A 14,500-nucleotide genomic window follows, 5' to 3' on the forward strand; every position below is an offset into this window, starting at 1 on the left:
AGATGGTGAATGAATATGTTCAAATCCGTCTTGTTGTAGAAGACACTTTCGAAGTTGCGATGCTGAGTAGCCATGTTCTGGGCAAACCCGATAAAAGTGCTGAAAGGCTGGATTGAACCCAACTGGATGGTTTTTTCATCCACTCAACAGCTACGGCTTTGGCTGTTCGCCATTCTGGTTGGATTTCTGGTTGCCGCAGCGGCCATTGTCTTCCGTCTGGGAATTGGGGGCGTCCAATGGTTTTGGCTTGGCGAAAGCGGCGAGAATATCATCGCGACCGTGCAAGCGACCCCCGCATGGATCATCATCCTCGCACCGACCATAGGCGGGCTGTTTGTCGGGGCCTTCCTGCAATATGTCCATCCCATCAAGCGCGCCGAGGGCGTGGCCGATGTGATAGAGGCCCGCGCCCAATGCGGCAAGGGACTGAAATTCTGGCAAAGTCTGGACAGTGCAGCGATAACGATCATTTCGCTTGGCTCAGGAGCAAGTGCAGGTCGCGAAGGCCCGATTGTCCATCTTGGTGCAAGTCTGGCAAATTCGCTCTGCGAGTTTGCTGCGCTTAAACCGGCTGCCCGAAGAACGCTTCTTGCTTGCGGCGTTGCCTGCGCGGTTTCTGCCTCCTTCAACGCACCGATTGCCGGGGTCCTGTTCGCCCATGAGGTCATCCTCGGCCATTACGCATTCTCTGCGTTTGTCCCAATTGTGATGTCCTCTGCAATTGGCGCCATTCTCTCGCGGCTCTATTTCGGCGATGTTGCCTCTTTCATCATCCCCGATTATCAAATCACCTCCTATTGGGAGATCCCGTCCTTTGCCCTGCTCGGCATCATTTGCGCATTGGTCGCGGTCTTGTTCCAATTCTCGCTTCTGGGTACCGACTGGCTGGCGCGTCACATAAAGATGCCGCTCATCTTGCGCCCGGTTCTGGGAGGCTTTCTAATCGGATGCCTTGCACTCTTCTATCCCCATATTCTTGGAGTCGGATATGAAGCGACCGATCTGGCCCTGAAACAACAGTTACCACTGACACTGCTTCTGTCTCTCATCGTTGCCAAGACAGCGGCAACAGCCATAACACTCGCATCGCGATTTGGTGGCGGCATATTCTCGCCCTCGCTCTATATCGGAGCAATGGTTGGCGGCACGTTCGGATTGATAGCACAACAGGTTTTTCCAGAGCTAGCCTCCACCCACGGCCTCTATTCCCTGCTCGGAATGGGAGCTGTTGCAGCAGCCGTTCTCGGCGCTCCGATCTCGACCACCATGATCGTCTTCGAACTGACCGGCGGATACGCCCTTTCCATTGCGCTTCTGTTGACAGTTTCGCTTTCCAACGGCCTTGCAATCGCCTTGCAGGGACGCTCCTACTTCCATTGGCAATTGGCCATGCGAGGGGTTTTCCTCAATGAAGGGAACCATCAGTATCTGGTCAAACAGGTCCGGGTATCTGAATTCTACACTCCTCTTGAAGAGGATGTGGCAATCGAGGAAACCGTGCTGCATCTCGACATGCCGTCTGTCAGGCTGCAAGACAGCCTCGAACTTGCCCTGCATAAATTTGATGATTTGGGTGGCGCCAGCCTTGCCGTCTTGAATCCGGACAAGCCCGGGCGCATCATCGGCTGGGCTCATCAGGTCGACGCCTTGCGCCACTTCAACCAAATGCTGATCGACAGCCAGGTCGAAGAACATCGCTGAAACAGCCGGCAAGGACGGCTTCCGCCTTCCCGCTTCAGCTCTTTTAAGGCCGCGCCAGAGGCGCAATTCAATTCAACGCATGTTATGTCATTTTAGCCCCTGACAAACCACATTTGTTGCTATAATGTTCTTATCTGGATTCGCGCTGACGCGCTTTGGAACGTTTGCGGGTCGTCGCCCGGTTCGTCAGACGCGAAGCCTGAGCCAAACCAGCCAACACAGACTATGGATATATCACCTTGATGCCTGATCTTTTCGCTCACCCTGTCCCTTCCCCATCCAACGTGATGAATGAGGATGACCAGGAGGGAATTCGCTCAAGGCTATCAAGACTGCGCCCGACTCCATATCTTGAAGGCCTCAACCCTGAGCAACGGGATGCGGTCGAAAGCCTTGATGGCCCACTTCTGGTGCTGGCAGGGGCTGGCACGGGCAAAACGCGCGTTCTGACCACCCGGATCGGGCACATACTGGCAACACGCAAGGCGACACCCTGGCAAATTCTGGCCGTCACCTTCACCAACAAGGCCGCCCGTGAAATGAAAGAGCGGATCGGATCGCTGATTGGCGGCTCGGTTGAAGGCATGCAATGGCTCGGCACCTTCCACTCGATAGGCGTCAAGATCCTGCGTCGCCATGCGGAACTTGTTGGCTTGAAATCCAACTTCACGATCCTTGACACTGACGATCAGATCCGCCTGCTCAAACAGCTCATTCAGGCTCAGGCCCTTGATGAAAAGCGCTGGCCTGCGCGCCAATTGGCAACACTTATCGATTCCTGGAAAAACCGTGGTCTGTCACCCGATCAGGTCCCTGCCGATGAGGCCTTTCTTTTCGCGCAAGGCAAGGGCATTGCCCTTTATGCCGCCTATCAGCAACGGCTGAAAATCCTCAATGCCTGCGATTTTGGCGACCTTCTGCTCGAATGCATACGCCTGTTTCGCGAAAATCCCGATGTCCTTGCAAACTATCACGACAAGTTTCGCTATATTCTGGTCGACGAATATCAGGATACCAACGTTGCGCAATATCTCTGGCTAAGGCTTCTGGCCCAGTCGAGCCACAATATCTGTTGCGTCGGCGATGATGATCAGTCCATCTATGGCTGGCGTGGTGCCGAGGTCGACAATATCCTGCGCTTCGAGGAGGATTTCCCCGGAGCAAAGGTGATCCGCCTTGAACGCAATTATCGCTCGACGGCCCATATTCTGGCAGCAGCCTCCCACCTCATCACCTATAATGAAGGACGCCTTGGCAAAACCCTGCATGCGCAGATCGAGGATGACGAAGCAGAAAAGGTAACCGTCGCCTCCATTTGGGATTCGGAAGAAGAAGCCCGCACCATCGGAGACCAGATCGAAGCCTATCAGCGCAATGGCCAAGAGCTCAATGATATGGCCATTCTGGTCCGCGCGTCCTTCCAGATGCGAGAATTTGAAGATCGCTTCATCACTATGGGCCTGAACTATCGCGTCATTGGCGGCCCACGCTTCTACGAACGCGCCGAAATCCGCGATGCGTTGGCCTATTTTCGGGCCGTTGTGCAACCGGCCGATGACCTGGCTTTCGAGCGCATCGTCAACACCCCTCGTCGTGGCCTTGGCGATGCGACCGTCCGTCAGGTCCATACCCTTGCCCGCGCTCAGGAAATCCCCTTGATGGAAGCGGCAAATGAACTGATCGATAGCGAAGAACTGAAGCCACGCCCGCGCAATGCCCTCAAGACCCTGCTGGGGCAGTTTCACCATTGGCGCACCATTCTGCCGAGCATGAAACATACCGAACTGGCCGAAGTCATTCTTGATGAATCCGGCTATACCGAAATGTGGCAAAAGGACAAATCTCCCGATGCACCGGGGCGGCTGGAAAACCTCAAGGAACTGGTCCGTTCGATGGAAGAGTTCGACAGCTTGCCAAGCTTCCTTGAGCATATCGCATTGGTCATGGACCGGGATTCGGCTGAGACCAACGATGCGGTATCGATCATGACGCTTCATTCCGCCAAGGGTCTTGAATTCGACACGGTGTTCCTGCCCGGCTGGGAAGAAGGCCTTTTCCCCCATCAGCGAGCGCTTGACGAAGCTGGTACCAAAGGCCTTGAGGAAGAGCGACGTCTGGCCTATGTCGGCATTACTCGCGCCAAGAAACGAGCCAAAATCTATGTTGCCTCAAACCGGCGCATTCATGGCCTTTGGCAAAATTCCATCCCTTCGCGTTTTCTCGATGAGTTGCCGAACAGACATGTCGAGATCGAGGAAACCCAATCGACTTACGGAGGCTATGGTGCCTCGGGCGTTGGTGGCTCGATTTACGGAAAAAGTCGATTTGACACCAGCGACCCGTTTGAAAACACCTACGACACACCGGGCTGGAAACGCGCCCAGGCCAACAAGGCAACGAAAAGCAAAAGCCCCGACAATCGTAAAAGGCGGGCAGCATCGACAATCGAGGGCGAATTGGTCGCAAAAAGCGTATCCGACAGCCCGTCAAAATTTGCAATCGGCGAACGCGTCTTCCACCTCAAGTTTGGCTACGGAGAGATCAGATCCATCGAGGGAAACAAGCTGACGATCCAGTTCCAGACGGGACAAAAGCGCGTTCTTGATTCCTTTGTTGAAAAGCATTAGGCAATCCCGCTTGCCTTTGGTTTGCCAAAGCGCTATCGACAGACAAACATCAAATCCTGGAGGCTCCATGGCCCAATATCTCTATGCCGAAGGCACAGCCACCGAAATTCAGACCGCAGCAAAGCACTTCGAACAGGTGTTTGAAGAAGATGGCTTTGCCATTGCAAATTTCGAGATTGATGAAGACGCCGGTCTTTGGGCCCTATCGCTCTATCCGCAAGAAGAACAGATTTCCGACGCCTACAGCAAGGCGCTTTCAGAGCTGTCCGCCCTGTCCTTGTCCATCCCGCTTAAAGTCGAGGAGCTTGGAGATGTGGACTGGGTCACCAAAAGTCTGGAAGGTCTGGTCCCTGTCGAGGCAGGCCGCTTCATCATTCACGGCTCTCATGATCGCGGGTTGGACACAATGGGCAAAATTGCAGTCCAGATCAATGCCGGTCAGGCATTCGGCACCGGTCATCATGGCACCACGGCAGGTTGCCTGAAAGTCTTGAGTGAGGAGCTTCGAGGTTTTCACCCGATGCGCATACTTGACCTCGGCACAGGATCGGCCGTTCTGGCCATTGCGCTGGCAAAATGCCTCAAACAGGAAATCGTCGCAACCGACATTGATCCCGTCTCAATCGAAACGGCGAAAGAAAATATCGACATCAACGAGGTCAAACCCTTCGTCAAAACCGCTGTGGCGGCCGGGTTCAGCCATCCGATTTTCAAGGAAAAGGGACCGTTCGATCTGGTCGTCGCCAATATTCTGGCTGGACCCTTGTGCAAGATGGCACCGCAACTGGCTCAGCATACGGCCATCGGAGGACGAGTCATCCTCTCAGGCCTTTTGCCTCACCAGCGCGCAACGGTTCTGGCAGCCTATCGCCTTCAGGGCTTACATCTCCTTCGCACGGTTGAAGAAGATGGTTGGCTGGTGCTTGTTTTAGAGAGATGGTAACCAAATGCTCCGGTTTCAGCTGAAAAATCATGCTTCGGAGACTTTGACGCGGGAAGTTAGATCCCGGCTTTGAAATGACCAACTATTCGTTGGCTTTTTTCACTTCTTTGTTTATTTGAGGGGCATCTGCCTCTCAAATTGCTATTTTACGTTCGTAAAAACGATGTCGCAAACAGATTATTTTTCGTTTTTACTAAAGATCATGTGATCTGCATCGAAATTGATATTATACAATTCGATGTAGTTACGGGCTTCAACTTCACGAGCCTGCATAAGGCGTTCGATTGCATTGTTGAAGAAAGACATTTCTTTTTCCTTTACTTCCTAAACGGCACGATCAACTCGTTGTTTCTGTAATAAATATACATCTTACCTGTGTCTAAAAAAAACTGACAGTTTCTCAGGACAGCCACGCATTATTTGCATAGAAACCCCCATGAGCTATGCTTATCTCAAAATTTAATAAGTAATTTCTCTTATGGAAGTTCATTTTCTACGACAGCCATCGCAAAAGGCAAAACGGAATGCAGATACAAAAAAAGCGAGCCGAAGCCCGCTTGTTTTGTTGGAGTTTTATTTAGGACGGCTTACCTCCTCCCGTCCAATTCATTCACCCGATCTCCACATGGCGTATTGACCATTTCCAAGCCGGGTTCCTGAGACACAGCTCTTAGCCGCGCGGATCAACGCTCATGTCGATCATGCTTTCAAGACCATGGTCAGCCATATATTCGTCTACAAAACGCTGAGCCTGTGCTTCACGAGCGGAAATGACTCTGTCCAGTGCACGGTTGAAGAAGTTCATGATAAATCCCTTTCATTTCTTCTGTTTGGTGATTTCTTGACTTACATCAACAATATGATGCAGTGCATTCATTTTAAAAAGAGCCAATAACTCAAAACTGACATGACAAATATGCATGTCTAAAAATCGAGCCATTCACATTTGTAAATGCGCAACTGAATTGAATGTTTTATTTGCCACAGGAATTTCTCCCTCCACCTTGCTCCCGAGCCAGTTATTTGTCACTCTGATATCCTCTTATGGCCTTGGTCAGCCAATTCGATCTTTGCTGACCGACGCGCCACTTCCCAAAGGATACAAGAAATGTTTCAACAGTTTAGCGACATCAGCAGCCTCGAAACCGGCCGCAAGAACCTCCCCCTTTTGCTTCAATATCTGGATGAGCATAATCTTGACGGGTTCGTTATGTCGCGGGCCGATGAATTTGGAGGGGAAAATATCGCCCCCTATGCCGAACGTCTTGCCTGGTTAACCGGGTTTACAGGCTCAGCGGGAAGCGCCGTCATTCTCAAGACCAAGGCAGCAATCTTTGTTGATGGGCGGTATACGCTGCAAGTGCGAGAACAGGTTGACGGCAAGCTTCTGGAGCCGGTTTCCATCATCGAGACATCCGTGGCGGAATGGCTGGAGGCTCATCTTCAAGGAGGAGAGACAATCGGCTTTGATCCCTGGCTCTACACCTCTGACGCGGTTACAAGACTTGAAAAGGCATGTGCACAAAGACATGCAACGTTGAAGCCCCTGACAGTCAACCCCATCGATACCATTTGGAGCGACCATCCAGAGCATCCCAAGAACCCGATCGTGCCACACCCGCTTGAGCTTGCTGGCCAACCATCGGAACAAAAACTGGCTGCAATCGCCAACATGCTTGCGGGAAAAGCGGACGCCACCTTCATCACTCAAGGCGACAGCATCGCCTGGCTTTTCAATATCAGGGGCAGTGATGTCGCCTGTGCACCGCTCCCCCCTTGCCTTTGCAATTGTCAGCAAAGACGGCGACGCCTGGCTGTTCACCGATCCGGAGAAGCTGTCTGACGAAACCAGGGCTCACCTTCCCCTGTCCGTGAAAATTGAACCCTTCGAAGGTCTGTCTACGGTCATAGCCAGCCTCTCGGGTAGCGAAAAGACATGGATGCTGGACGGCAATCTGGTGCCGACAGCCGTCACCGATATGATCAGGAAGCATGGCGCAGCCATTCTCAATGAACCGGATCCATGCCTCAAGCCCAAGGCTGTCAAGAACAAGGCCGAACTTGCAGGCATGCGCAAGGCTCATCATCGGGATGGTCTTGCCATGTGCCAGTTTCTCCACTGGCTTGATGTGATGATCCCAACGGGAACCCTTGACGAGATAACGGCAACAAAGGCACTCGAAGACTTCAGGGCCGCATCAGGCTGCCTCAAAGACATTTCCTTTGACACGATAGCCGGCGCCGGACCCAATGGAGCCATTGTGCATTATCGCGTCACCGAAGCCACCAATCGCAAGTTTGAGCAAAACTCGCTGTTTCTTGTCGATTCCGGCGGTCAGTATCCCGATGGGACGACCGACATCACCCGGACGATTGCAGTTGGCGCCCCCGATGCTGAAATGAAAGATCGTTTCACCCGCGTTCTCAAAGGCGTGATAGCCCTGTCTCTGGCGCGATTCCCCAAAGCCACCAAAGGCATTCAACTCGACACATTGGCCCGTCAGCCACTCTGGGAAGCAGGGCTCGACTATGCCCATGGCACGGGACATGGCGTCGGCTCGTTCCTGTGCTGCCACGAAGGACCGCAAAGCATTTCCAAACGCGGAACGACCGCCGCTCTTGAAGCAGGCAACGTCCTTTCCAACGAGCCCGGCTACTATAAGGAAGGGGCATGGGGAATTCGCATCGAAAATCTGATGATCGTTGAAGAAGCTCAGGCCATAGAAGGCGGAGAACAACCGATGCACAGCTTTGAAACCCTGACGCTCTGCCCGATCGATCAGCGCCTTGTCGACACGAACTTGCTCAACAAGACAGAAATCGACTGGCTCAACGACTATCATGAACGTGTATTCGCCGAACTGTCGGCGGAACTGCCTGAAGAAGTTCGCGCATGGCTGGCCGAAGTCACCAAACCGCTTCAAAAGAGCTAAAACCAGGCGAGCAGCATCATACGCCGCACCCGCAAGAAAAGCCCGTCACGATGGGGCACACCCTTTGTCAGGGTGGCCTTGTCGTGATGTCCTACCCTTCAATCAGGGAAATCCATTCATCTTCGCTCAGAATGGTGATCTCGAGTTCCTGGGCCTTTTTCAGTTTTGACCCCGCTCCCGGTCCAGCAACCAGAATATCGGTTTTTTTGGAAACCGATCCAGAAACCTTTGCGCCAAGGCTCTCAGCCTGATTTTTAGCTTCCGTGCGCGACAGACGTTCAAGACTTCCGGTAAAGACAACCGTCTTGCCAGAGACAGAGCTGTTCGTATCCACCGCCTCGGCCTCTTGCGGGCTGACTTCCTGGAGCAAGGCATCAAGAACATCCTCGTTATGTGCCTCATTGAAAAACTCGACAATGCTGCGAGCCACCACAGCGCCGATCCCGTCGATATCGAGAAGATCCTGCCAGACATCGCTATCATGCCCGCCAGCTGCTTTCATTGCCTCTCTGAGCGCAGAAAACGAGCCATAATGACGAGCAAGGAGTTTGGCCGTGGTCTCACCAACATGGCGAATACCAAGCGCAAAGATGAAGCGATGAAGCTCAACCGAACGCCGCTCGTCGATGGCGCTGAACAAGTTGCGCACGGAGGTCGGACCCCAACCATCCTGATCCCGCAAGCGCTCGCCGCGCCCCTTGGCGTCGTCCCATTCCCGCAAATGGAAGATATCAGCAGCGGTCCGGATCACGCCTTGCTCGAAAAAGGCTGCAACCTGCTTCTCTCCCAGTCCATCAATATCCATGGCATTGCGTGAGACAAAATGCTTGAGCTGCTCGACCGCCTGCGCAGCACAGACGAGACCACCGGTACAGCGCCGAATAGCATCAAGCTCGCCATTTTCCTTTTTCTCGCGTACCGCGTGGGAGCCACACACAGGACAGGTTTCCGGGAAAACAAAAGGCTTTGCATCATCAGGTCGATGCTCCAGCACCGGACCCAATATCTGCGGTATGACATCTCCTGCCCGCTGCACCATGACCATATCGCCGATCAGCACATTCTTGCGCAGGATCTCATCCTCGTTATGCAGCGTGGCATTAGACACCACAACGCCGCCAACGGTGACAGGTTCCAGCTTGGCAACGGGCGTCAATGCTCCGGTCCGGCCCACCTGAATTTCAATATCGAGCAGTTTGGTCACGGCCTTCTCAGCAAGAAATTTATGCGCAATAGCCCAGCGCGGGGCGCGAGACACGAAGCCGAGACGAGACTGCAACGCCAGCCGGTTCACCTTGTAAACGACCCCGTCGATATCATAATCAAGCGTGGCCCGTGCAGCTTCAATTTCATGATAATGAGCCAACAGGGCATCCACTGCCTCAAAGCGTTGCATCAGGGGATTGATGACAAAGCCCATCTCTCCGAGCCGTGCAACAGCATCATATTGGGTTTCCGCCAGAGGTTCACTCACCTCGCCCCAGGCATAGGCAAAAAAGGCCAGATTTCTGGACCGGGTGATCTCGGCATCAAGCTGACGCAAGGATCCGGCTGCCGCATTGCGCGGATTGGCGAACTGTTTGCCACCACTCTCGGCCTGTCGCTCATTAAGGGCAAAAAACTCGGACCGCGGGAAATAGACCTCGCCCCGTACTTCGACAATCTCGGGAATGGAGTTTCCTGCAAGCCTGTGCGGAATGGATGCAATGGTCTTGAGATTCGCCGTGATATCTTCCCCTACGGTCCCGTCACCGCGCGTCACGCCATAAACCAGCTCGCCCTGTTCATAGCGCAGCGAAGCGGAGAGCCCATCAATCTTGGGCTCCGCCGTAATTGTCAGACCCTCACCGCGTCCCATTCCCAGAAAGCGCCGCACCCGCGCATCAAATTCAACAACATCTTCGTCGCTGAAAGCATTATCCAGCGACAACATGGGAACGACATGGGTGATCTTGGCAAATTTTTCAGATGGCGTAGCACCAACGCGAAAGGTCGGACTGTCCTCGCGTCGCAAATCAGGATAGCGCAATTCGAGCGCGGCATTGCGCCTGCGCAAGCCATCATAGGCTGCGTCAGTGAGAGCAGGCGCATCTTCGCTATGATAAAGCCGGTCCGCTTCGGCGATCTCTTCAGCGAGAAAGGCAAGCTCTTGCCTGGCCTCTTCGGCGTCAAGCTGATCAACCGGTTTTTGTCGCAAAAGGTCTCGTTTCACGCTTCACGCCCCCGCCTTCTCGCCAGCGATCAGACGTCGTGCCGCCGCTCTTGCCTCATCGGAAATCACCTCGCCGGCCAACATGCGTGCGATTTCTTCCTCCCGATGGTCTCCGTCAATGACCATCACCCCGGTCGCAACGCGGTCTTCGCCCTCGACAGAGGTTTTGGCAATTCTCATATGTGCATTGGCACGGGAAGCGACCTGAGGCGCGTGGGTGACAGAGAGAACCTGCACGGTGTTGGCAAGACGAGCCAGACGCCGCCCGATGGCTTCCGCCACAGCCCCTCCGACACCGGTGTCGATTTCATCAAAAACCAGAGTTGGAGCAGATCCCTTGTCGGCCATGGCGACTTTCAGCGCCAGCAGAAAACGTGACAATTCGCCACCGGAAGCAACCTTCATCATCGGGCCAGGACGGGTTCCCGGGTTTGTTTGTACCCAGAATTCGATCTGATCAATTCCGTCTTCGGTGCGCGCTGTCTCATCGCTGCTATGTTCAACAAGAAAACGGGCCGCTTCCAGCTTGAGAGACGGCAACTCGACCATGACCTGTTCAATCAAATGCCCCGCAGCCTCGGTCCGCGCCTTGCTCAAGAGACCTGCGGCAGCATCATAAGCGGCCTTGGTTTTTCTGGCAGCAGCGCGCAAGGCCACCAGCCGCTCTTCACCATGATCAAGCGCGTCCAGCTCTGCGGTCATTTTATCAAGCAGGCCGACCAACTCGTCGGCACTCACCTTGTGCTTGCGCGCAAGCCCGCGCAGGGCGAACAACCGCTCCTCGGTTTGCTCAAGCTCTTGTGGGGTCGAAATCCGTCTGGCGCTGCGCCTCCTCAAGGCTCCCGCGCGCATCTTCCAGCGCATTGAGTGCGATGGTCAGATGGCCAAGAGTCGGCTCCAAAAGGACGGGCATTTGATCACTCTTGCGTTCAAGCCGCCGCATCATGCTTGCAAGGGTCGGGATAGGAGATGCATTGCCATCGAGCACTTCATGGGCTTCATTCAGATCGGTCGCTACCTTTTCGGATTGCATCATCACGGTCCGGCGCGAGGCCAACTCTTCCTCTTCCCCGACGATGGGAGCAAAAGCCTTGAGTTCAGCAACCGATGCAGTCAAATAGTCTGCCTCCGCCCTCGCTTCATCAATGGTCTTTTCTAGTACGGCAAGATCCTTTTCAGCCTTCCGCCAAAGCTTGAAAGCGCTCTGCACATCACCAACCTGAGCCTGAAGACCGCCAAAAGCATCGAGCAACGCACGATGGATCGAAGCATCCACCAAGGCGCGATCATCATGCTGACCGTGAATTTCAACCAGCCCCTCACCAATAAGGCGCAAGGTGCCAGCACTGACCGGCTGGTCATTGACATAGGCGCGCGTGCGCCCATCCGCATTCTGCACGCGTCGCAGAACAAGATCGCCGTCATGATCAAGCCCCTGTTCTGACAGATGAGCAAATACGGGATGTGAGGGAGAGACGTCGAACATGGCCACCACCTGGCCCTGTTTCTGACCGGCCCGCACCAGACCACCATCTCCACGCCCACCAAGCGCCAGAGAGAGCGAATCCAGCAAGATCGACTTGCCCGCCCCCGTCTCGCCGGTCAGCACGGTCATCCCGTCTCCGAACTCCAGATCAAGACGATCAATCAGGACAATATCTCTTATTGAAAGGGAGGCTAGCATGAAACCCTCTTGGATCAGACAGCACTCATTTGTCTATTGGCTGACTCGATTTCGACGCCATGCTAAGACAATTGCCTGACCAAAAGCAATCAAGCAATACATGTCTGATACGAACAAAACATGATCATTTCAACAGGAATTTATATTTCGGCTAAGACGCGTGATCAGTTTGTGCCAACAAGGCGCGCCATCCAGGACCCTTTGTTCACTTCAGGAACAACGCCATCCTTCTTGAGCATCGCATAGGCGATCTTGTACCATTTGCTTTCGGGATAATTATGCCCCAGAACAGCAACAGCAGTCTGAGCCTCATGAACGATACCAAGCGCCAGATAGGATTCGGCAAGCCGCATGAGAGCCTCTTCTACCTGTCTGGTTGTCTGATAGTCGGTCACAACGACCTTGAAGCGATTGACCGCCGCGATGAATTCTTTGCGCTCAAGATAATAACGGCCAATCTGCATTTCCTTGCCAGCAAGCTGGTCCATGGTGATACGGACTTTTCTGCGGGCATCCTTGGTATATTCAGAATCAGGATAGCGCTGAATCAGTTCATTCATCGCCTGCATTGCCTTTTCGGCATTTTCCTGATCGCGGGTAACGTCAAGGACCTGTTTGAAATAGGACTGACCAATCAGATAGTAGGCATAAGGCACGTCTTCATCACCAGGAAACAGCGTGATGAACCGCTTTGCCGCCGAAATACATTCGGTATATTGACCGCTCTTGTAATGGGTATAGGCGGTGAGGACCATCGATTGACGCGCAAAATTCGAATAGGGGTGCTGGCGATCCAGCTCTTCGAATTTCTTGTTGGCCTCTTTCCTGTCGCCCGACTGCATGGCCACAAGACCCTCGGCATAGAGCTTTTCAGCAGGAACCTCTTCAAACGCAAGATCAGATGGGTCTTTGCTGGCACAGGCGCCCAAGCCGGTCAGAACAAGCACCGCAAGACCCAGACGAACCCGATTTGTATAAAGAAAACCCATCGATACAATAACCCTTCAAACAGATTAGGCCGTTTTTCACCCAATTTGCCAACAGCACATGAAGTCAGATCGTTATCGCCCGTCTAAAAGAAGACTGTTTGAGCAAATCACCGCCCGACCAGAAAACCATTCTCACCTGACTGGCTTTCAAATTGACGTCTTACCAAAAAAACAACCAGACACGCCACCAGAGATATCACAATTTGGGAAAAATTGTGTCCGTTCGGCGCTCTGACCGCTCAAATCTACACATCAATCAACCCATTGCAAGGCATACTGCCCCAAAGCATCGCAATTAGAAGAGCTAAGACACAAAAAAGGGTGACCAACGCCACCCGTTTTTGAAAAGCCAGAAAGACAGGGCTCAGTTGGTTTCAGGCCCCATTGCAACCTGAATGGCACCAGTTTCATGAGATGGAGCCACTCTGGCAGAATTGCGAGACGGAACAGAAGCCTCCACCCACTCCCAATTGCTATCATCGGAAAACAGAGCTTCGAGCATGTTGAAATTCAGCTTGTGGCCGCCCTTGTATGAGCGATAATGAGCAAGCAGCGGCGCCCCTGCCAAAGCCAGATCGCCTACAGCATCCAGAGTTTTGTGACGAACAAATTCGTCTTCATAACGCAGGCCATCCGGGTTGACGATTTTCTGATCATCCCCGATCACGACCGAATTTTCCAGCGACGACCCAAGCGCATAACCTGCGGCCCAAAGGCGTTCAACATCGGAGACAAATCCGAAGGTCCGTGCAAGGCTGACTTCTTTCTTGAAAATGTCTGGCGTCATCTCTTCATCGAAGTGCTGAACGCCGATTGTTTCGCAATCAAAGTCAATCGTCACATCAAACCGGGTACCGTTGTAAGGAAGCAGTTCCCCAACCGAGTCTCCATTCTGCACGCGAACCGGCTTCAACACGCGAATATAACGACGAGGAGCACTCAGCTCTTTCAAGCCGACCTGATCGATTGCATCGATATAGGCGCGGGAGCTACCGTCCATGACGGGAACCTCATCGGCATCGATCTCAACCAGAACATTGTCGACACCATAACCGACCAGCGCAGCCATCAAATGCTCGATCGTTGCGACCATCCCCTTGTCAGGATGACCAACAACTGTGCAAAGGCGCGTATCGATCACTGAAGAGAATGAGCCTTTGATTTCGAACTCGGTTCCCTTTTCACGGTCAACACGAAGGAAAGTAATACCGGAATTGCGATCCGCCGGATGCAGGATCATCTCCACCGGCTTTCCGCTATGGACACCGACACCGGAAACAACAACACGATCTCGCAAAGTCGTCTGCTTGGAATTAAGCAATTTGGCCATTCTTTTGCCCCTAATCGTATTTAAGTCTCTTAGCCTGAAATAAGCGAAACCGACACGTTACAAACTTGTTCGCCATACACA

General features: G+C 53.3%; 7 protein-coding genes and 2 pseudogenes. 4 read left to right on the forward strand and 5 right to left on the reverse strand.

The genetic code is table 11. The features are described 5' to 3' along the window. The first annotated feature begins 72 nt into the window (after positions 1-72). From ACHZB8_RS09910 to ACHZB8_RS09920, 3 genes are all read left to right on the forward strand, one after another. The gene (locus ACHZB8_RS09910; protein ID WP_316860100.1) at positions 73-1,701 is read left to right on the forward strand and encodes a chloride channel protein; all 1,629 of its coding nucleotides are present in this window, start codon (positions 73-75) and stop codon (positions 1,699-1,701) included. A gap of 287 nt (positions 1,702-1,988) precedes the next feature. Next, positions 1,989-4,328 carry a UvrD-helicase domain-containing protein gene (locus ACHZB8_RS09915; protein WP_316860744.1) on the forward strand — a complete coding sequence of 780 codons (2,340 nt, stop codon included), beginning with the start codon at positions 1,989-1,991 and terminating at the stop codon, positions 4,326-4,328. Between the two features lie 67 nt (positions 4,329-4,395). Further along, positions 4,396-5,271, forward strand: coding sequence for a 50S ribosomal protein L11 methyltransferase (locus ACHZB8_RS09920; RefSeq protein WP_316860101.1), 876 nt, complete (start codon positions 4,396-4,398; stop codon positions 5,269-5,271). A 670-nt stretch (positions 5,272-5,941) separates the two neighbouring features. Here the strand turns inward: ACHZB8_RS09920 and ACHZB8_RS09925 are convergent. Next, positions 5,942-6,076, reverse strand: a complete 135-nt coding sequence (locus tag ACHZB8_RS09925) for a hypothetical protein (protein WP_316860102.1) — start codon at positions 6,074-6,076, stop codon at positions 5,942-5,944. 303 nt (positions 6,077-6,379) lie between these two features. Between ACHZB8_RS09925 and ACHZB8_RS09930 the strand changes: the two are divergent. Next, a pseudogene (locus ACHZB8_RS09930) lies at positions 6,380-8,204 on the forward strand (aminopeptidase P family protein). 91 nt (positions 8,205-8,295) lie between these two features. Here ACHZB8_RS09930 and ligA read toward each other — a convergent pair. From ligA to lpxC, 4 genes and pseudogenes are all read right to left on the reverse strand, one after another. Then, positions 8,296-10,416 carry an NAD-dependent DNA ligase LigA gene (ligA, locus tag ACHZB8_RS09935; protein ID WP_316860105.1) on the reverse strand — a complete coding sequence of 707 codons (2,121 nt, stop codon included), beginning with the start codon at positions 10,414-10,416 and terminating at the stop codon, positions 8,296-8,298. 3 nt (positions 10,417-10,419) lie between these two features. Beyond that, positions 10,420-12,100, reverse strand: a pseudogene (gene recN / locus ACHZB8_RS09940) (DNA repair protein RecN). A 164-nt stretch (positions 12,101-12,264) separates the two neighbouring features. After that, on the reverse strand, positions 12,265-13,089 hold the full coding sequence (locus tag ACHZB8_RS09945) for an outer membrane protein assembly factor BamD (protein WP_316860106.1): 825 nt from the start codon (positions 13,087-13,089) through the stop codon (positions 12,265-12,267). A 364-nt stretch (positions 13,090-13,453) separates the two neighbouring features. After that, positions 13,454-14,419: a UDP-3-O-acyl-N-acetylglucosamine deacetylase gene (lpxC, locus tag ACHZB8_RS09950; RefSeq protein WP_316860107.1), complete on the reverse strand. Its 966-nt coding sequence runs from the start codon at positions 14,417-14,419 to the stop codon at positions 13,454-13,456. Positions 14,420-14,500 lie beyond the last annotated feature (81 nt).

Source organism: uncultured Cohaesibacter sp. (assembly GCF_963556055.3).
Lineage (GTDB): Bacteria > Pseudomonadota > Alphaproteobacteria > Rhizobiales > Cohaesibacteraceae > Cohaesibacter.